Genomic DNA, 18,781 nt, shown 5'->3' on the forward strand with positions numbered 1-18,781 from the left:
CCTCCGACCGGGGCAAGTTCCGAGCCCCAACCCTGCGCAACATTGCTCTGACGGCGCCCTACATGCACGACGGCCGCTTCCAAACCTTGCAGCAGGTCCTCGACCATTACTCTCACGGCGTGCAGGAATCCCCGACGCTGGATGCAGCCCTGCGCCGGCCCGCTGGGCCGCTGGGCCTGACTCTCACGGCCCGGGACAAAAGCGACCTGCTGGCTTTTCTGGCCACGCTCACCGACCAGGAATTCACCACGGACCCGCGACTGGGGCCTCCGCACTAAGTGTTTCGGCGGCTTGCCGACATTAGCGGAAGCTACTGCCCGCGGCCGGAAACCAAACGGCCGGGTCCGGGCGTTCTGGCCTAAAATCAATAACTTGACCGTTCACGCCGCCTTGCCCGCTTGCCTGTGCTGACTTCTACTCTTCTGCGTTCCTGGTTTTTCACCTCGGTGGCGGCGGCCGCGCTGCTGCTCAGCGCCTGCACATCCGACCCCGACGTGGTAGAAGAAGATTTCGTCACGACTCCCTACCAGCTGGTGCCGCCGACCGGATTTCCGCAAGCCGTAACGATTCCGGCCGACAACCAGCTCACCGAAGAGGGCGTGGCGCTGGGCCGGATGCTGTTCTACGAAACCCGGCTTTCCCGCAACAATGGCATGTCGTGCGGCAGCTGCCACCAGCAAAGCAAGGCTTTCACCGACGGCAAAGCCCTGGCCGTTGGCGTCGATGGGGCGACGCACACGCGCCATACCATGTCGTTGGCTAACATGCTCTGGGAGCCCAGCCTCAACTGGGACGGGGCCGCCACCGGTCTTGAGGCCCAGGCCCGCAAGCCGATTGAAAACCCGGTGGAAATGCACCAGACCCTGGCCGAAGGCGTGCGTAAGCTCCAGCAGACTGCCCTCTACCCGCCCCTGTTCCGCAAGGCCTTTGGCTCAACGACCATCACCGAAACCAACGTCTTGAAGGCCCTGGCGCAGTTTGAGCGCACCCTGATTTCGGCCAACTCCAAGTACGACCGGCTTAAGCGCAAGGAAATCAGCCGGCTTAGCGCCGATGAGGAGGCTGGCCGGCAGCTGTACCTGACTCACCCGTCCCCGGCCAACAACATCGTCGGCGCCAACTGCTTTCACTGTCATAATGAAGGCAACCTGCTCTTTAGCTCCACCGATTACACCCGCGGGGCTGCGGCGTCCTTTTTCAACAACGGCCTCGATGCCAACCCGGCCGATGCGGGCCGCGGCGGCGTGACCGGGCTGGCCTCCGACCGGGGCAAGTTCCGAGCCCCAACCCTGCGCAACATTGCTCTGACGGCGCCCTACATGCACGACGGCCGCTTCCAGACCCTGCAGCAGGTCCTCGACCACTACTCCGACCACGTCCAGCAAAGCAGCCCCAACATCGACATCAACCTGCTCGACGCCTCCAACACCTTCAACGGCACCCAGCTCGATCTGACGGCCACCCAGAAGCAGCAGCTTATTGCCTTCCTGCACACTCTCACCGACTCCACCTTTATTCAGGACAAGCGGTTTTCCAACCCGTTCTAGGGTTGCCTTTTCTTACCTCTCGTTACCGGTCTTGGGAAGCTTTTAGCCCGGCCAACCTGGTTTCTTCCATGAAACAGCTTTGCTTTTTTCTGCTGGCCGCTATCCTCAGCGCCTGCACTACCACTTCCTCTTCCCGCACCCTGAGCCCCGACCGGGAGCAGGCCAATCCGCGCAACCACGCGGTGTCGGTAGACTCGGCGGCCACTACTCCAGGGTAGATTTCACAATCGAAAGGATACGGCAACAAAAAAGCCGGTCAGGATACTGACCGGCTTTTTTGTTGACTCTTCGCGGGAAGCTTAGTCCACGTTGTCGTGCAGGAAGCGGTTGTCGCCCAGCAGTTCGTTGTCGTCGGAGAGGTTGAAGCGGGAAATGTTGCCTTGGTTGGAAGGCACCACGTTTTCCAGCTTCACCTGCCGACGCAGGTAGGCCGGCGTTTCGAGCTGATCCTTGATGGCGTCGTTGGTCAGGCCATTGCTGAGCGACTCCAGCCGGCGGCGGCGCTCCTCGGCGCGGGCGTCAAGGGAAGGGCGCGGGGCAATGGGAGCCACGGGCTGGGCCTGCTGTACCATTACCGGATCCGGAGCAGCGGCCATGGGAGCCGTTACGGGCAAAGCCGGTGCCGTGTACGCTGGGTCATCGAGGCCGTAGGTTACCTTGGGCGGCTCGGGCGCGGCGGGCGGCGGCGTGCCGAAGGTGGGCACAAACGACGGAGCCGAAGGAGCCTCCTGACGGTCCTTATCAAAAATATTGATCTGCGGGTCGGGCACTACCACCGGCTCGGGCTCGGATTTCTCCACGCCGTAAGCGGTGCTGATGTTGTGCGCGTCGCGGGCAAAGCCGGTGGCAATAACCGTCACGCGGATGCTCTGGCCCAGGGTCGAGTCGATACCGTGGCCGAAGATAACCTCGGCGTCCTGCCCGGCTTTGTTCTGGATGTACTCGGTGATTTCCGTGAGTTCGTCCATCTCCAGCTCGGCCTGGTCGCCCGACATGATGGAGAGCAGGATTTTCTGCGCCCCGTGGATGTCGGTGTTGTTGAGCAGCGGCGACGACAGCGCCTCCTCGGCCGAACGGCGGGCCCGGTTTTCCCCCTCGGTGATGCTCGAGCCCATCACGGCCGCGCCCGAGTCCTTCATCACCGTTTTCACGTCTTCAAAGTCGACGTTGACTTCGCTGGTAACCGTGATGATTTCGGCAATCGACTTAGCAGCGGTGCTCAGCACGTTATCCGCCTTGGCGAAGGCCGCCCGGATCGGCAGGTTGCCGAAGATTTCGCGCAGCTTATCGTTGAGAATCACCAGCACCGTGTCGCAGTTGTCGCTGAGCTCCTTGATACCCTGCTCGGCTTGCTGGCGCTTCTTCTTGCCCTCAAACAGGAAAGGTGCCGTCACAATGCCCACGGTCAGGATACCCAGCTCTTTGGCTACTTTGGCAATAACGGGGGCCGCGCCGGTGCCGGTGCCGCCGCCCATGCCAGCCGTGATGAACACCATCTTGGTGCCGTTGCTGAGCAACTCGCGGATCTGCTCCCGGCTCTCGATGGCGGCCTGCTTGCCCCGCTCGGGGTTGGCGCCGGCTCCGAGGCCCTCGGTCAGGTCTACGCCAATCTGCAGCTTGTTGGGCACGGTACTGCTGTGCAGGGCCTGCTTATCAGTGTTACAGATGACGAATTCCACATCCTTAATGCCCTGGCTGAACATGTGGTTCACGGCATTGGAACCACCACCGCCGACCCCAATCACCTTGATGATGGACTTGGACTGGGCCGGAATATCAAACTTATAATTCATGTTGGGAAGGTTAAATGTTGAAGGTTGAATGCTAAATGCGGACTGGAAAGCTGTCTTGTGCTAGGTCAATTCAACATCCAACATTTACGATTCAACATTACCATTTAGTACTGCTTGTCGTCGAAATCATCAATCAGCAGCCCTTTGGTGCGGCTGATGATGTCCTGGAAAAACTTGCCAGCCCCCGACGGCTTCTTGGGCTGGGCAGGTTGGGCGGGCTGCTGGGCCACCGGCTGCGGAGTAGCCGGAGCGGCGGCCCGCACTTCGGGCGCCGGCCGGTAGGCCACTTCCTCTTCTTCGTACGGACGGTTCGTGCGCTCGTCGAGCGAACGGTAGCCGGCCAGCACCAGGCCCACGGTGGTAGCGTACATCGGCGACTTCACGGCCTCGATGCGGCTCTTGCCGAGGTGCTCGTTGGGGTAGCCGATGCGGGTGTCGAGGCCGGTGACGTACTCGGTCAGCTGCACCAGGTTCTGGAGCTGGGAGCCGCCGCCGGTCAGCACGATGCCGGCCGCCAGCTTGTCGGCGTGGCCGGTGCGCTGAATCTCGGCGTACACGAGCTCAATGATTTCCTCCATCCGGGCCTCGATGATGTGGGCCAAGTTCTTGAGGCTGATTTCCTTCGGAGCCCGGTCGCGCAGGCCGGGGATGCTCACGATTTCGTAGTCGGAAGCTTCCTCGGAAATGGCCTTGCCGAACTTCACCTTCAGCTGCTCGGCCTGGTTTTGCATCACCAGGCAGCCCTGCTTGATATCGGAAGTCACGATGTTGCCGCCGAAGGGCAGTACCGCGGCATGCCGAATAATACCATCCTTGAAAATGGCCAGGTCGGTGGTACCGCCGCCGATGTCAATCAGCGCCACGCCGGCTTCCTTCTCCTCCTCGCTCAGCACCGACATGCTCGAGGCCAGCGGCTCCAGGATCAGGTTGTCGATTTCCAGGCCCGCCTTGGTGACGCACTTGTTGATGTTGTTGATAGCCGTGCTCTGGGCCGTGATGATGTGGAAGTTGCCTTCCAGCCGCACGCCCGACATGCCCACCGGATCCAGAATGCCTTCCTCGTAGTCCACCTTGTAGTCCTGGGGCATGACGTGAATGATTTCCGAGCCGGGCGGGGTCACCAGCCGGTACATATCGTTGGTGAGGCGGTTTACGTCGTCGACAGTGATTTCCGTCTCGGCCGAGTTGCGGGTGATGCTGCCGTTGTGCTGCAGGCTCTTGATGTGCTGGCCGGCAATACCCACGTTGACCACGCCGATGTTGATGCCCGACTGCTCTTCCGCCTGCCGAATGGCCTTCTTGATGGCATCCACGGTTTTGTCGATGTTCGACACGATACCGCGCACCACGCCCTCCGACACGGCTTTGCCCATCCCAAGGATTTCGAGCTTGCCGAATTCGTTCTTGCGGCCAACGAGCACGCAGATTTTGGTGGTACCAATGTCGAGGCCGACTACAATCTTATCGTTTTGCATGGGGAGGGAAGAGCGAGAGTGGCGGTAGGGTGCAAGGTGATATAAAGGCAAAAAACGCTGTTTTTAAGCGTTTAAACAAGGGTTGAGTCATTCACAGATAATCTGGTCTTTAAACTCCACGTTGACGCGGTGATACGTGTCCCAACCCAAGGCAGGCGGTATTTGACGGTAAAATACCATTAGTTTGGCGAATTTTTCTGAAATATTCTCAGGAAGTCCAAATTCTATGCGCTGGTCTCCCACCTGCTGGGTGAAGGAAACCTTGCCATTGGGCCCCACGAAGACCTCCGCCACCTGGGCCCGCCAGAAGGGGTGCTCATCAATGTAACGCAACATTTCGAGGTAGCGCTGGCCGGTGGAATCCTGAAAAAAACCCGCCTTCAACGGAGCCCCGCCGAGGCGGGAAATCGGCACTACGCGAGCCGTAAACAGCGGCGACAGCGGCAGCTTGTGGCCATCGGCATCGAGGTAGCTGTCGAGGCGGGTGTCGGCGTGGGTGAGGCGGGCAATGGGACGATTCTGGCGCACGTCGGCGTGCAGGTTGCCGGCCAGGTCGCGGTACACTTGAGCGTCCTTGACGAAGCTGTGGGCCTTGAGGCGGGCCTCCAGGGACTTCAGATTCAGGTCCTCGGGCCGGGCGCCTTCCAGGCGCTGGTTGCCGTTGCGGGTGAGCAGCTGGGTTACTTCCCGCTCACTGATGAAGAAGTTGTTGAACTCGTTGCTGATGTTGACGATGACGCTGCCCACGGGTCGGCTAGCCTGCCGCACGCCGGCAAACACGGCCAACCCCGAGAGTAGCACCAGACATCCGGTGGCGAAAATCAGGTTATTTACTTTACGCTTCAGCTCCATTCCAACGAATATCTAGAATATTCTTTAAACGAGATACTAACTGGTCGATGTCGCCGGCGCCCACAGTGGCCAGCACGTCGAAATCCGAGTCCGTTTCGGCGGCAGCCAGCACCTGGGCCTTGGTTTGCAGCGACTTGCGCGGGGCCGTTATCCGGGACAAAATCAGGTCGGAAGTCACGCCGGGCATGGGCAACTCCCGGGCCGGGTAGATGTCCAGCATCACCACCTCGTCGGCCAGACTCAGGCTCTGGGCAAAGCCCTCGGCAAAGTCGCGGGTGCGGGAAAACAGGTGGGGCTGAAACACGACTTTGAGTCGTTTGCCGGGGTACAGCGCCCGCAAAGACCGCAGGAAAGCCTCGATTTCGCGCGGGTGGTGGGCATAATCATCCACGTACACTTTCTCCCCGGCCGTCACGATAAACTCAAACCGCCGCTTCACGCCCCGGTAGGCCGCCACGGCTGCCCGCAGGGCTGGCTCCCCCACCCCTTCGAGGCGGGCCACGCAGCAGGCGGCCAGCATGTTTTCCACGTTATGAAAGCCGGGCACGGCCAGCTCCAGCCCCGCCACCGTGCCCTGGGGCCCGTGCAGGTCGAAGCGAAACTGGTGGCCCTGGGCGCTGATCTGGTCGGCGTACAGCTCGGGGCCCTGCTCGGGCGAGAGGCCATAGCGGATAACGCGCACCCCGGCCGGCACGGCGGCGGCCACGCTCTGGTCGGCGGTGTGGTTGAGAATCAGCGTGCCGCCGGGCTTGATCTGGCCCACAAACTGCCGGAACGACTCCACCAGGGCTTCTTTGTCGCCGTAGATATCCAGGTGGTCGGCGTCGGTGCTCGTGACGATGGCAATATCCGGGTACAGAGTCAGAAACGACCGGTCGTACTCGTCGGCCTCCACCACCACCGGAACCGCTTCCGCGACCGTGTCGCCGGTCGTTGGGGGCAGCAGCAGGTTGGAGCCCAAGTTGACGCTGATGCCACCCAGAAAGGCGGCGCAGGGCACGCCCGCGTGGTGCAGCAGGTGGGCCACCATGCTGCTGGTGGTGGTTTTGCCGTGGGTGCCGGCCACCGCAATGGTGGGCCGCCCGGCCGTGAGCAAGCCCAGCACCTGGCTGCGCTTGCGAATGTCGTAGCCCTGCTCCCGCAGCCAGGCCCACTCCTGGTGGTCCTTGGGAATGGCGGGGGTGAGCACCACCAGCGTCTGCGCCCGGTTTTCGCGCACCGCGGCCGGAATGCTGTTCACCGCGTCGTCGTAGTGAATCACGATGCCCTCGGCCGTCAGGGCCTGAGTCAGGGGCGTCGGGGTTTTGTCGTAGCCGCTCACGCTATGGCCGTTGGCCTGAAACCAGCGCGCCAGGGCCGACATGCCGATGCCGCCGATACCGAGGAAATAGACGTTGGGAAACGCAGCTACGGGATTCACGGAAGAGAATTCTGAATGTTGAATTATGAATTGACGGGCCGGTGGCGGGGCTATTACTGAGGCGGGTCGTTCGAGGCTACTTGATGAGTTTGAGCAGCTCGTCGACGATGGTGGTAGTGGCGTCGGGATGAGCCAGGGCGAGAACGTTTTGGCTTAGCTGCTGCTGGCGGGTCGGGTCGGCGAGCAAAGCCAGGGCGTCGTCGTAGAGCCGGGCCGGGGCTTCGGCATCCGTGACCAGCACGGCCGCGTCGCGGCTGACCAAGGCCTGGGCGTTCTTTGTTTGGTGGTCTTCGGCCACGTTGGGCGAGGGCACCAGGATGCTGGGCTTGCCGGTCAGGCACAGCTCCGACACCGACAGCGCCCCGGCCCGCGACACCACCACGTCGGCGGCGGCGTAGGCTAGGTCCATGCGCTGCACAAACTCCAGGGCCTGCAGACCGGCGGCGCGGAAGGGCGCGGCCTGCTCGGCGGCCTGGGCGTAGTAGGTTTTGCCGGTTTGCCAGAGCAGCTGCACCCCCGCCTCGCGCAGGCGGGGCAGGGCGGCAGCCGTGGCTTCGTTCAGGGTGCGGGCTCCGAGGCTGCCGCCGATAACGAGCAGCACTTTCCGGGCGGGGTCCAGGCCGAAGAACTCCAGCGCCTCCGCCCGGCGGCCGCTGGCAATTTCAGTGCGCACCGGGTTGCCGGTCACGACCAGCTTGTCGGCGGGGAAGAACTTGTCCATGCCCGCGTAGGCTACGCAGATCCGGTCGACGCGGCGGCTGAGCAGCTTGTTGACCAGACCGGCGTAGGAGTTTTGCTCCTGAATCAGGCTCGGAATACCGCGGGAGGTGGCGGCCAGCAGCACCGGGGCCGAGGCGTAGCCGCCCACGCCTACCACCGCGTCGGGGCGGAACTCTTCGAGCAGCTTACCGGCCTTGCGCACCGAGCGGAACACCTTCACGGGAAACAGCAGGTTCTGGGGCGTGAGGCGGCGCTGCAGCCCGGCAATATCGAGGCCGATGATGCGGTAGCCGGCCTCGGGCACCCGGGTCATTTCCATGCGGCCATTGGCGCCCACAAACAGGATTTCCGCCTCCGGCTGGCGGCGGCGCAGCTCGTTGGCAATGGCCACGGCCGGAAAGATGTGCCCGCCCGTGCCCCCGCCACTGATGATGACGCGGTACGGCCGGGGCTCCTGGGTGGCGTTATAAAGAGTTGACTTGGGCACTTCTTGGTGGTGAGATAGTGAACTGGTGAGATGGTGATTTTTAGATTATGGTGGGGGAGGTTTGCGCGGCTTGCGCACCTAAAACGACAACTCACCATTTCACTATCTCACCAGTTCACCGTTAGGCATACGCAGTTTTCTTCGGAATCCGGACCGTATCGGCGGGCTCCCCGGTCATGGGGCGCACTTCCCGCTCCCCGCGGCTCACGGAGAGAATGATGCCGATGCTGATGCCGGTAAAAATCAGGGAGGTGCCGCCCATGCTCAGCAGCGGCAGCGGCAGACCCGTAATTGGCCCCAGACCCACGGCCACGCCCATGTTGACCATGGCCTGCAGCACCAGACTAAAGCTTAGCCCCGCCGAAAGCAGGCCGCCGAAGGCCCCGTAGCTGTTCATCACCGTTTTCAGGCCCCGGTAGAGGAAAGCCAGGTAGAGAAACAGCACGATGACGCCGCCGGCCAGACCGTATTCCTCGATGATAACGGCGTAGATGAAGTCGGAGTACGGGTGGGGCAGAATGTTGCGCTCCGTGCTTTGGCCGGGACCTTTGCCGGTGATGCCGCCGGTAGCAATGGCAATGTAGCTGTGCTCAAGCTGGAAGGGCACGGGCTTGCTCTTGTCGGTGAAGCTTTCCAGGCGCGACTGGGCCGTTTTCAGTCGCTGCCCCGTGGACAGGCCGATGCCGCCCACCACGGCTCCGATGGCCACCATCACGGCCATCTGCTTGAGCGGCACGCGCCCGATAAACATCAGCAGCAGGCAGGTACCGAACAGCAGCAGAGCCGTGGACGTGTTACTCAGAATGATGATGCCGCAGATCAACCCCACCCACAGCATCACGGGCAGCAGGGTGGTGCGGAAGTCCTGCACGTTTTGCTGGCGGCGGCTGAGCATGGAGGCCACGTGGGCAATCAGGGCCAGCTTGGCCAGGTCGGACGGCTGGAAGGTCTGGTTGATAACCGGGATGGTCATCCAGCGCGAGGCCCCGTTGGTTTCGCCGCCGAGCAGGTAGGCAAACAGCAGCAGGGGCACCGACAGCAGCAGCCCGTACAAGGACAGGCGGGAGTAGTAGCGGTAGTCGATGCGGTGAGCCAGCCACATAAAGGCCAGACCGGCCACAATCAGGCCCGAGTGCTTGAACAGGAAGTACTCGGTGTTGCCGCTCATCTTCTTGTAGGCCAGCGTGCCGGTGGCCGAATACACCACGGCAATGCTGATAAGCGAAAACAGAATCACAATGGCCCACAGAATCGGGTCACCCTTCAGGTTTCGTTGCAGCCAGTTTTTGACGATTTCCATGAGCGGCGGCGGTTAGGTTACTTGTTTTCTTCCATCAACTCCTCCACGGCCTGGGCAAACTGCCGGCCGCGGTCCTCGTAGTTTTTGAACAGGTCGAAGGAGGCGCAGCAGGGCGAGAGCAGCACCACGTCGCCGGGCTGGGCCAGGGCGGCGGCCCGGCGCACGGCGTCGGTCATGCTCTGGGTTTCCTCTAGGTGAGGCACCACGCCGCCAAACGAGGCCTTGAGCTTCTCATTGTCCAAGCCCAGGCAGATCAGGGCCTTGGCACGGCTGCGGGCCAGCGGAATCAGGGACGAATAGTCGTTGCCCTTGTCGGTGCCGCCGGCAATCCAGATGATGGGCTGCCTGATGCCGTCGAGGGCGTACCAGGCGGCTTCCACGTTGGTGGCCTTGCTGTCGTTGATAAACTGGGCCCCGTTGATTTCGCCCACGGGCTGCAGGCGGTGGTCGGCGTTGCGGAACGTGCCCAGGCCACTTTCAATTTCCTCGTCGGAGAGCCCCGCCACCCGGGCGCAGAGCACGGCGGCCATGGTGTTCTGGCGGTTGTGCTGCCCAATCAGGGGCGAAGCAGCCACGCTGATTTCCTGGCCGCCCTCGTCGAGGCCGGGCTCGAGGTTGGTGCAGATGCGGTCCTCGGCGGTGTAGTAGGCCGCTAGGTGGTAGTCGGGGCGGTGGTGCAGGCTGAAGGGCAGCTGGTTGGCCTCGCAGAACACGGCCTGAAACTCCTGCTGAATCACCTCGTCGTCGGCGTTGTAGATAAACCACCCGCTGCTGTCCATGCTGCGGGTGATGCGCAGCTTGGCCTGGGCATATTTCTCCAGCGAGTACTCGTAGCGGTCCAGGTGGTCGGGGGTGATGTTGAGCAGCACCCCAATCCAGGGCTGAAACGAATAGGTGTCGTCGAGCTGAAAGCTGCTGAGCTCAATGACGTAGTACTCAAACTTATCCTCAATCACCTGCTCGGCGAGGCTGAAGCCCACGTTGCCGGCCAGGCCCACGCTGTAACCGGCCTGCTTGAGCAGATGGTAGGTAAGCAGTGTGGTGGTGGTTTTGCCGTTGGTGCCCGTAATGCAGATGTGGCGGGCCTTGGTGTAGCGGCCGGCAAACTCGATTTCGGAAATCACCGGAATGCGCTGCTCACGCAGGGCCTGAATCACGGGCGCCGTGGCCGGAATGCCGGGACTTTTCACGACTTCATTAGCGGTCAGCACTTCTTCCAGCGTATGGATGCCTTCCTCGAAGCGGATGCCGGCGGCGGTGAGCTTTTCCTTGTAGATAGGCTGAATCGGGCTGCGGTCCGACACGAACACGTCGAAGCCCTTGGCCTGGGCCAGCAGCGCCGCCCCTACCCCACTTTCCGCCGCGCCGAGAATAACGATTTTAGCCATGAGAGGTTAGAACTTAGTGCTTAGAAGTCAGAACGAAGAAGTGAGAAGGTCAAAAGTCTGGGTTCTACGCTCTGACTTCTGAGTTCTGCATGTTAGCGCAGTTTGAGGGTAACCAGCGTCAGCACGGCCAGCATGATGCCCACAATCCAGAAGCGCGACACGAGTTTGGACTCGTGGTAGCCCAGCTTCTGGTAGTGGTGGTGCAGCGGCGACATGCGGAGCAGGCGGCGGCCCTCGCCGTACTTTTTGCGGGTGTACTTAAAGTAGCCCACCTGCACCATCACCGACAGGTTCTCAATCAGAAACACCCCGCAGAGCACCGGAATCAGCAATTCCTTGCGCACGATGAGAGCCAGCACGGCAATGATGCCGCCGATGGCCAAGGAGCCCGTGTCGCCCATGAAGACCTGGGCCGGGTAGGAGTTGTACCACAAAAAGCCCACGCAGGCCCCCACGAAGGCCGTACAGAAGATTACCAGCTCCCCGGAGTTGGGAATGAACATGATGTCGAGGTAATCGGCCAGAAAGGCGTTGCCGCTCACGAAGCAGAAAATGGCCAGCGTGATGCCGATAATGGCCGAGGTGCCCGCCGCCAAGCCGTCGAGGCCGTCGGTGATGTTGGCCCCGTTGCTGACGGCCGTGATGATGACGATGACAATCGGGATGTAGAGGAAGCTGTAGAGGCCGTTGAAGAACGGGCCGGCGTAGCTGAACAGGTTGCCGTAGTTGAGTTCGTTGTTTTTGGCGAAAGGGATGGTGGTAATCATCAGCTTCACGTCCTGGTACACGCTGCTCGCGTCCACGGCCGAGGTTTCGCCGTTGGGCAGCAGGTACTGGCGCACGGTCACGTCGTTGGAGAAAAACAAGACCCAACCCACGGTGATGCCCAACCCGATCTGGCCCAGCACCTTGAAGCGCCCGCTCAGGCCCTCCTTGTTCTTCTGAAACACCTTAATATAGTCGTCCAGAAAGCCAATCAGGCCGAGCCAGACCGTGCTCAGCAGCATGAGCACAATATAGATGTTGTGGAGCTTGGCAAACAGCAGCACCGGCACCAAGATGGCCAGCAGGATAATCAGGCCGCCCAGGGTGGGGGTGCCCTTCTTCTCCATCTGCCCCTGCAGGCCCAGGTCGCGGATACTCTCGCCCACCTGCTTGCGCTGCAGCACCCGAATCAGACGGGCGCCGAAGAGCTGGGCAATGATGAGGGAGGTGATGACGGCCATGGCCGCCCGGAACGAAATAAACTGAAACACGCCCGCGCCGGGCAGGTGGTAGTGTTTGTCAAGGTAATCGAAGAGGTAATAAAGCATTGCGCGGGGGTTCAGCAGAAGGGGTAGTGGGGAGGCTGGCAAGCTACAAAGGTTCCGCTTTTTGGGTTGGGGTCAAATGTTGTGTTTTTGCAGATTTTCGAGTAGGCGGCATGCCGAGTGTCGGGGGTCATCGGGCCGGCCAGCCTCCCGGCCGGGGATAACCGGCTAGTCTGGCGGCAGCCCGCGGAATTTGGCGGCGGCGCCCGGGCCGGCGTTTATTTTCATTTTCCCAATAGGTCGAACATTTCCTGCAGGACTTTCCGGTCGTCGAAGTCAGCCTTGACGCCCTGGATTTCCTGGTAGGTTTCGTGCCCCTTGCCCGCCACCAGCACGATGTCGCCGGGTTGGGCCAGGGCCACGGCCGTCTTGATGGCCTCGCGCCGGTCCGGGATGGTGAGCACCTTGCCCAGATCCTGGGCTTGCACGCCGGCCTGCATCTGCTGCAGAATCACAGCAGGGTCCTCGAAGCGGGGGTTGTCGGAGGTCAGCACCACCCGGCTCGAGCCCTGGCAGGCCAGGTTGGCCATGATGGGCCGCTTGGCCGCGTCGCGGTTGCCCCCGCAGCCCACCACGGTAATCACCTGCTGGCTGGGCTGGCGGATGTCGGCAATGGTGTCGAGCACGTTCTCCAGCGCGTCGGGCGTGTGGGCGTAGTCCACGATGCCGGTAACCCGGGTTTTCTGAGCCAGCAGGGGCTCGAAGCGGCCCGGCGCCGACGTCAGGCCCGACAGGATGGTGAGCACCTCGGTAGCATCCTCGCCCAGCAGCACCGCGGCCCCGTACACGGCCAGCAGGTTGTAGGCATTGAACACCCCGATCAGGCGGAACTGGACTTCGCGGCCATCTACTTCGAGGTGCAGGCCGTGTACGGCGTTTTCAATGAGGCGGCCGCGGAAGGTGGCCGGACCGCGCAGGGAGTAGGTTTCGCGGGCGGCGGCCGTGTTTTGCAGCATCACCGGGCCGCGCTTGTCATCGGCGTTGGTCAGGGCAAACGCCTTTTTGCCCAGCGCGTCGAAAAAGCCCTTCTTAGCCTTCAGGTAGTTATCGAAGGTGCCGTGGTAGTCGAGGTGGTCGTGGGTGAGGTTGGTAAATACCCCGCCCGCAAACTGCAGGCCCGTGACGCGGTGTTGAACCACGGCGTGGGAGCTGACCTCCATAAAGGTATGGGTGCAGCCGGCCTGCACCATCCGGGCCAGCAGCTCGTTGAGGCGGATGGCGTCGGGCGTGGTGTGAGTAGCGGGAATAACCTGCTCATCAATCTGGTTCTGCACCGTACTCAGCAGCCCCACGTGGTAGCCCAGCTCCCGAAACAGCTTGTGCAGCAGCGTGGCGCAGGTGGTTTTGCCGTTGGTACCCGTGATGCCGACTAGCTTGAGCTGCCGCGACGGGTGCCCGTAGAAGGTGGCGGCCATGCGGGCCATGGCCTCGGCGCTGTCGGCTACCTGTATATATAGAGTGTCGGCGTTCAACTCGGCGGGCACCTGCTCGCACACCACGGCGGCGGCACCCTGCTCCACGGCTTTGGCAATAAACTGGTGGCCGTCGGTCTGGGCCCCGCGCAATGCGAAGAACACCGTGCCGGGACCAGCCTGCCGCGAGTCCAGCGTGAGGGCCTGGATAAGCGGCTCAGCCGAGCCGAGCTGCTGCCGCACCGTGACGTCGGTGAGCAGGGCGGCAAGAGAATGCGCAGGGGAAGAAGCAGCGTGGGTCAAGGCAAAATCAATCAGAAACGGAACATTCGAAGGCTTACCCGCGGCTTACGGGCGGGGCCTGGGGCTTGGCAACGCGCTTGGGCGTCTGCTGGGTCAGCGGCTTGGACTGGGGCTTCACCAGCTTCAGGGGCTGAGGCTTGGCCTGGGTGGGGTCGGCTTCCACGGGGGTGATGAGCTTGTTCTCGGCCAGCTTGGTCGAGGCCGGCATGGCTACCGGCGCGGGCGCGGCGGGCCGGGTGCCAATGGCATCGAGCTCCAGCACGACCACGGCCCCGCGACGGATGGCGCTGCCGGCTTCCACCGACTGCTGCCGGACGCGGCCATTGCCCTGGGCCCGCACCCGCAGCCCCCGGTTTTCGAGCAAAAACAGCGCGTCGCGCAGGGTCAGGCCCGTCACGTCGGGTACGCGGCCGGGGCGCACGGCCACCGGCTGCCACTCCAGCGCCTTTTGGTTGGAGTCGTTGGCCGCGGCCCGCACCCAGTCGTCGCCGGAAGCCTGGCTCTGGCTCGTGACGCCCATTTTCTGGCACACTAGGCTCAACTCATCTTGCAAACCGGCCCGCACCGAGGGCACGCGCGACTTGTTCAGCGGAGCCCGGGCCAGCAGGGGGCGCTGGCTGGCGTTGTCGCGGGCCATGGCTTTGTCAGCCACCTCCCGGAAAATCGGCGCGGCCGTCTGGGCCCCCGACCAGTTGGCCCCAATCGGTGAGTCGACCACCACAATGCAGCTGTACTTGGGCTTGTTGGCGGGGAAATAGCCGCAGAAGCTGGTCGAGTACATCTTGGTGTAGCGACCATTCTTGAACTTCCAAGCCGTGCCGGTTTTGCCCGCAATCGGGTAGTCGGGCGTCTTGATGGCCTTGGCCGTCCCCTCTTCCACCACCCCTTCGAGCATCTTGCGCAGCTTGGCCAGCGTGGCGTCGGAGCAGATTTTGGGAATCAGCACCGTGGGCTCAAACTGCTCGATCACCTTGTCGGCCTGCCGGATTTCCTTGACAATCATGGGCTGCACCTTGGTGCCGTTGTTGGCAATGGCGTTGTAGAAAGCCAGGGTCTGGAGCGGGGCCAGCTTAAGCTCGTAGCCAATGCACATGGTGCTGAGCGAGGTCCGGCTCCAGGAGCGGTCCGTGGGGTCTTTCACGTACGGGCGGGCCTCGCCGGCCATCTGGAAGCCCAGCGGCTTATCGAGTCCGAATTCCTTGAGGTATTTGGCGTACTTCTCGGGCTTGGTACTGAAATGGTCGTTGATGAGCTTGGCCACCCCGATATTGGACGAATTCTCAATCACCTGCTTCACCGACAGGCGCCCATAGGCGTGGGTGTCGGTTTTGACGGCCCCGGCAATGCGCATCGAGCCGGTGCGGCCGGTGTTGACGGTGTCGTCGAGGGAAATTTCGGGAAACTCCTCCATCAGTGCCATCATCGAGGCCAGCTTGAAGGTCGAACCCGGCTCGGTCCGGCCCTGGTCGGCAATGGCGTAGTTGTAATCTTCGCGGTACACGCCGTCGGCCACTTTGCCCAGGTTGGCCACGGCCTTGATTTCACCGGTCTGCACTTCCATCAGAATCACGCAGCCGTAGGCGGCGCGGTTGGCTACGAGCGACTTGAGCAGGGCGTTTTCGGCCACGTCCTGCAGGTTGATGTCGAGGGTGGTCTTGACGTCGAAGCCCGGCTGGGGCTTGATTTCGGTGCCGTCGTAGATGGGCTTGTTGCCGCCGGGCAGGCGCTCAAACAGGGCTTCCCCGTCTTTGCCGGCCAGGTGGCGGTTGTAGGTGAACTCCAGACCCGCGCCGTTCTTGTCCTCGTTGAGGAAGCCGATGGTGCGCTGAGCCAGGCCGCCGAAGGGCCGGAAGCGCTTGTCAACCTTTTCGAAGATGACGCCGCCCTTGTTCTTGCCCCCGCGGAAAATCGGCCACTGCGACAACTCCTTTTTCTGCTGGTAGTTGATCTGCCGGGAGTTCAGGCGCACGTAGCGCACGGCCGGCTTGGCGTTGTGGGCATTCTTGATCTTGCGCAGGTATTCCTGCGGGCTGCGGTCACCGAAAAAGCGCGAGAGCAGCAGCGCCAGCGAGTCGGCGCCGGCCCGAAAGTTCTTCTCGTCGACCACGCTCGGGTCCCAGGCGACCCGGTAAAATGGCAGGGACGTGGCCATGATGCTGCCGTTGTCGGAGAGCAGCATGCCGCGGGTGGCAAATACGGGCTGGTACACCACGCGGCGCTCCTGCTCCAGAGCTTTCCAGCGGGCACCCTCGCTGAACTGAATGCGCGAGACTTTCCAGACGATGGCAAACGAAAACAGGCAGACGCCCAGAAACGCCAGCCGAACGCGGGTAACAATGGATTTTTTAACGCTTCCTTTCATGACGGGACTGATTGGAAGTTGAGTTGGCTTTTTTGGCCGCCGGCCGGGCCGGGGTCGTTTTTTTCTTTTTAGCGGTTGCCTTCGGCTTCACCGGGGCGGCATGCGAAGCTCCCAGCGTGTGGACGGGGCGCTCCGGCATCAGGGCCCGCACCGAGTCGGCGGTGGCGGCCGAGTCGCGGGCGGCCTGGGCGGCCAGGGAGTCGGCGTTGAGCACCGGAATCATGTCCAGCTCGGCCTCGTCGAGGCGGCCGGCGGGCACGGTGATACGAAACGGCGGCGAGGAGCTTTCCACCAGCCCATAGGCGGCCACTTTGCGGGCTACCTCGCTTTGCTTGCTGGCTTCCATGTAGTCCGACTTCAGGGTGGTGTAGTCGGCGCGCAGGTCCTCGGTTTCCAGGCGCAGCTTTTGGATGCTGCGGTTCATGCGGTTGCCCCAGTGGGTGTTGCCGATATAAATCAGCGTCAGGCTCATGATGAACAGCACGTGGGGCAGATAGCGCACGGGCAGCCCTTCGCGAAACAGGTCGTCCATGCGCGTGAAGCGCTCCAGTACCGTAAATACGCTCCAGGCGCTGCGCTTAGCGGCTTTCGGCGGTTTGGGCGCCCGCACCTTGGGCTCCGGCAGCGGCTCGGGCTCGGGTACAAACGCGGGCTCCTCGGGCAGCGGCGGGGCTACTTCCCGGGGCACATTGGCCCGGGGCGGCGCGGCAACGGTGGGTTTGGGGGAGTTGATAGCCATGCTCAGTTCTTGATTGCAATGCGCAGCTTGGCCGAGCGGGCCCGGCTGTTGAGCGCCACCTCGTTGGCCGAGGCCTCCACGGGCTTGCGCGTGAGCACGTCGAAAGGCTGATGGGTGTGCCCAAACAGGTCTTTTTCCGCTTCTCCAAAGAATTTCCCCTTCGCCATAAAGTTCTTCACCAGCCGGTCTTCCAGCGAGTGGTACGACATGACCACCAGCCGGCCGCCCGGCCGCAATACCTGTGCCGTTTGCTCGAGCATTTGCTGCAAGGCGGCCATTTCATCGTTGACCTCGATGCGCAGGGCCTGGAATACCTGGGCTAAGTACTTGTTTTCCTTGCCCCTGGGCATGCAGCTCTGCATGGCTTTTTTCAGCTCCCCAATTGTCTGAATGTTCTGCCCGCGCCGGGCCGTGGCCAGGGTGTTAGCCAGGGTCCGGGCGTTGGTGACCTCCCCGTACATGCCGAAGATGCGGTGCAGGTCGGCCGCGGGATAGTCGTTCACGATGTCGGCGGCCGTGCGGGGGCCGGCAGGGTCCATGCGCATGTCCAGGGGGCCGTCGAAGCGAGTGCTGAAGCCGCGCTCCGGGGTATCAAACTGATGCGACGACACGCCCAGGTCGGCCAGCAGGCCATCCACGGGCAGGGCGCCGTGCCAGGCCAACTCGTCGTGCAGGTCGCGGAAGTTGGCCCGAATGAAGGTGAATTGGGGCCGGGCCAGCTGGGCGGCCTCGGCCTCGGCGTCGGCGTCCTGGTCGAAGCTGTAGAGGTGGCCGGTGGTGAGGCGCTCCAGCATCCGGGCCGAGTGGCCGCCGCCGCCGAAAGTGACGTCGACGTAGCGGCCGTCGGGGCGCAGGTCCAGCGCCTCGAGGCATTCGGCCAGCATCACGGGCCGGTGGTAGGCGGTATCGTTGGGCAGCTCGGCACTCATGCGGCAAGGGGGCCGCCGAGGGGCGGGGTTTCGGTGGTCAAAAATTTCTGCGCCAGCTTCGAGAAACTCTGCTGGTCTTTGATGAGGAACTCCTCGTACTTCTCCGGCTCCCAGATTTCGCAGCGGTTGCCTAGGCCCACGATGATGGCCTCCTTCTCGATGCCGGAGTAGCGCAGCATGGTGCGGGGCAGCATAAAGCGCCCGATGTTGTCGAGCTCCACTTCGGTCATGCCCCGGAAGAAGTTGCGCTGAAACTGCCGGTACTCCTCGTTGAACTCGTCGAGCGCCATCACCTTGTCGTGAATCACGCGCCACGACTCGCGCGGGTACAGCACCAGGCAGGGCTCGAAGCCCCGCACCAGCACGAGCTGGTTGCCCGAAGCTTCCGGCAGGTTGGCCTTCACTTTGGCGGGCAGCACCAGACGCCCTTTCGGGTCCAGCTTGCACTCATATTCGCCGGAGAGAAGGTTCATGGAAAAGGGCTGCGAGCGAAGCTCAGGGTAGGGATAATAGCAAAAGTACGCAATGCCCCCGAAAAGGCAACCACGATTTACCATTTTCTACCACTACCTAAAAACCCCGTTTGCAGCTCCCTAGAGCGGATTTACTGCCGCTGCTTCCCTTGCACACTCCGGCCCGGGGTAAAAGGTGGTACTATTCTAAATCTGCTTTGTCAAAATGGCAGACTGTGATTTAGCGGTGCTTTCTGCCCGCCCGGCGCTACCCCACCCCGGCCCCAGGCAA

At 62.4% G+C, this 18,781-nt stretch carries 15 protein-coding genes and 1 pseudogene; 3 read left to right on the top strand and 13 right to left on the bottom strand.

The window, feature by feature from the left end; genetic code table 11:
• The 3 genes and pseudogenes from EWM57_RS21150 to EWM57_RS21155 all read left to right on the top strand — a co-directional run.
• A pseudogene (locus EWM57_RS21150) lies at positions 1–278 on the top strand (cytochrome-c peroxidase); the annotation flags it as partial.
• 126 nt (positions 279–404) lie between these two features.
• Complete coding sequence (locus EWM57_RS10595) at positions 405–1,547, top strand: cytochrome-c peroxidase (protein ID WP_129921121.1); 1,143 nt, start codon at positions 405–407, stop codon at positions 1,545–1,547.
• 68 nt (positions 1,548–1,615) lie between these two features.
• Positions 1,616–1,765 carry a hypothetical protein gene (locus EWM57_RS21155; RefSeq protein WP_165370480.1) on the top strand — a complete coding sequence of 50 codons (150 nt, stop codon included), beginning with the start codon at positions 1,616–1,618 and terminating at the stop codon, positions 1,763–1,765.
• 81 nt (positions 1,766–1,846) lie between these two features.
• On the opposite strand, the gene ftsZ is transcribed toward EWM57_RS21155, so the two are convergent.
• The 13 genes from ftsZ to mraZ form a co-directional block, all read right to left on the bottom strand.
• Positions 1,847–3,340 carry a cell division protein FtsZ gene (gene ftsZ, locus EWM57_RS10600; RefSeq protein WP_129921122.1) on the bottom strand — a complete coding sequence of 498 codons (1,494 nt, stop codon included), beginning with the start codon at positions 3,338–3,340 and terminating at the stop codon, positions 1,847–1,849.
• A gap of 104 nt (positions 3,341–3,444) precedes the next feature.
• The gene (gene ftsA, locus EWM57_RS10605) at positions 3,445–4,815 is read right to left on the bottom strand and encodes a cell division protein FtsA (RefSeq protein WP_129921123.1); all 1,371 of its coding nucleotides are present in this window, start codon (positions 4,813–4,815) and stop codon (positions 3,445–3,447) included.
• 87 nt (positions 4,816–4,902) lie between these two features.
• The gene (locus tag EWM57_RS10610) at positions 4,903–5,667 is read right to left on the bottom strand and encodes a cell division protein FtsQ/DivIB (RefSeq protein ID WP_129921124.1); all 765 of its coding nucleotides are present in this window, start codon (positions 5,665–5,667) and stop codon (positions 4,903–4,905) included.
• Positions 5,651–7,087, bottom strand: coding sequence for a UDP-N-acetylmuramate--L-alanine ligase (gene murC, locus EWM57_RS10615; RefSeq protein WP_262708246.1), 1,437 nt, complete (start codon positions 7,085–7,087; stop codon positions 5,651–5,653). Before murC ends, EWM57_RS10610 begins: the two co-directional genes overlap by 17 nt.
• 76 nt (positions 7,088–7,163) lie before the next feature.
• Positions 7,164–8,294 carry an undecaprenyldiphospho-muramoylpentapeptide beta-N-acetylglucosaminyltransferase gene (gene murG, locus EWM57_RS10620; protein ID WP_242510041.1) on the bottom strand — a complete coding sequence of 377 codons (1,131 nt, stop codon included), beginning with the start codon at positions 8,292–8,294 and terminating at the stop codon, positions 7,164–7,166.
• A gap of 121 nt (positions 8,295–8,415) precedes the next feature.
• Positions 8,416–9,594 (bottom strand): FtsW/RodA/SpoVE family cell cycle protein, encoded by a 1,179-nt coding sequence (locus tag EWM57_RS10625; RefSeq protein WP_165370481.1) that lies wholly within the window; start codon positions 9,592–9,594, stop codon positions 8,416–8,418.
• Positions 9,595–9,611: 17 nt separating this feature from the next.
• On the bottom strand, positions 9,612–10,982 hold the full coding sequence (gene murD, locus EWM57_RS10630) for a UDP-N-acetylmuramoyl-L-alanine--D-glutamate ligase (RefSeq protein ID WP_129921125.1): 1,371 nt from the start codon (positions 10,980–10,982) through the stop codon (positions 9,612–9,614).
• 92 nt (positions 10,983–11,074) lie between these two features.
• The gene (mraY, locus tag EWM57_RS10635; protein ID WP_129921126.1) at positions 11,075–12,295 is read right to left on the bottom strand and encodes a phospho-N-acetylmuramoyl-pentapeptide-transferase; all 1,221 of its coding nucleotides are present in this window, start codon (positions 12,293–12,295) and stop codon (positions 11,075–11,077) included.
• A 221-nt stretch (positions 12,296–12,516) separates the two neighbouring features.
• Entirely contained in the window at positions 12,517–14,007 is a 1,491-nt protein-coding gene (locus tag EWM57_RS10640) for a UDP-N-acetylmuramoyl-L-alanyl-D-glutamate--2,6-diaminopimelate ligase (protein ID WP_394345415.1), read from the bottom strand.
• Positions 14,008–14,041: 34 nt separating this feature from the next.
• Complete coding sequence (locus EWM57_RS10645; RefSeq protein ID WP_207218298.1) at positions 14,042–16,369, bottom strand: penicillin-binding protein; 2,328 nt, start codon at positions 16,367–16,369, stop codon at positions 14,042–14,044.
• Positions 16,353–17,108 (bottom strand): FtsL-like putative cell division protein, encoded by a 756-nt coding sequence (locus tag EWM57_RS21410; RefSeq protein WP_207218299.1) that lies wholly within the window; start codon positions 17,106–17,108, stop codon positions 16,353–16,355. Before EWM57_RS21410 ends, EWM57_RS10645 begins: the two co-directional genes overlap by 17 nt.
• Positions 17,109–17,110: 2 nt before the next feature.
• Entirely contained in the window at positions 17,111–18,037 is a 927-nt protein-coding gene (gene rsmH / locus EWM57_RS10655) for a 16S rRNA (cytosine(1402)-N(4))-methyltransferase RsmH (RefSeq protein ID WP_129921127.1), read from the bottom strand.
• Positions 18,034–18,510 (bottom strand): division/cell wall cluster transcriptional repressor MraZ, encoded by a 477-nt coding sequence (gene mraZ, locus EWM57_RS10660; RefSeq protein WP_129921128.1) that lies wholly within the window; start codon positions 18,508–18,510, stop codon positions 18,034–18,036. The genes rsmH and mraZ overlap by 4 nt, the downstream gene beginning before the upstream one ends.
• Positions 18,511–18,781 lie beyond the last annotated feature (271 nt).

This window comes from Hymenobacter persicinus (genome assembly GCF_004167665.1).
Taxonomy (GTDB): Bacteria; Bacteroidota; Bacteroidia; order Cytophagales; family Hymenobacteraceae; genus Hymenobacter; species Hymenobacter persicinus.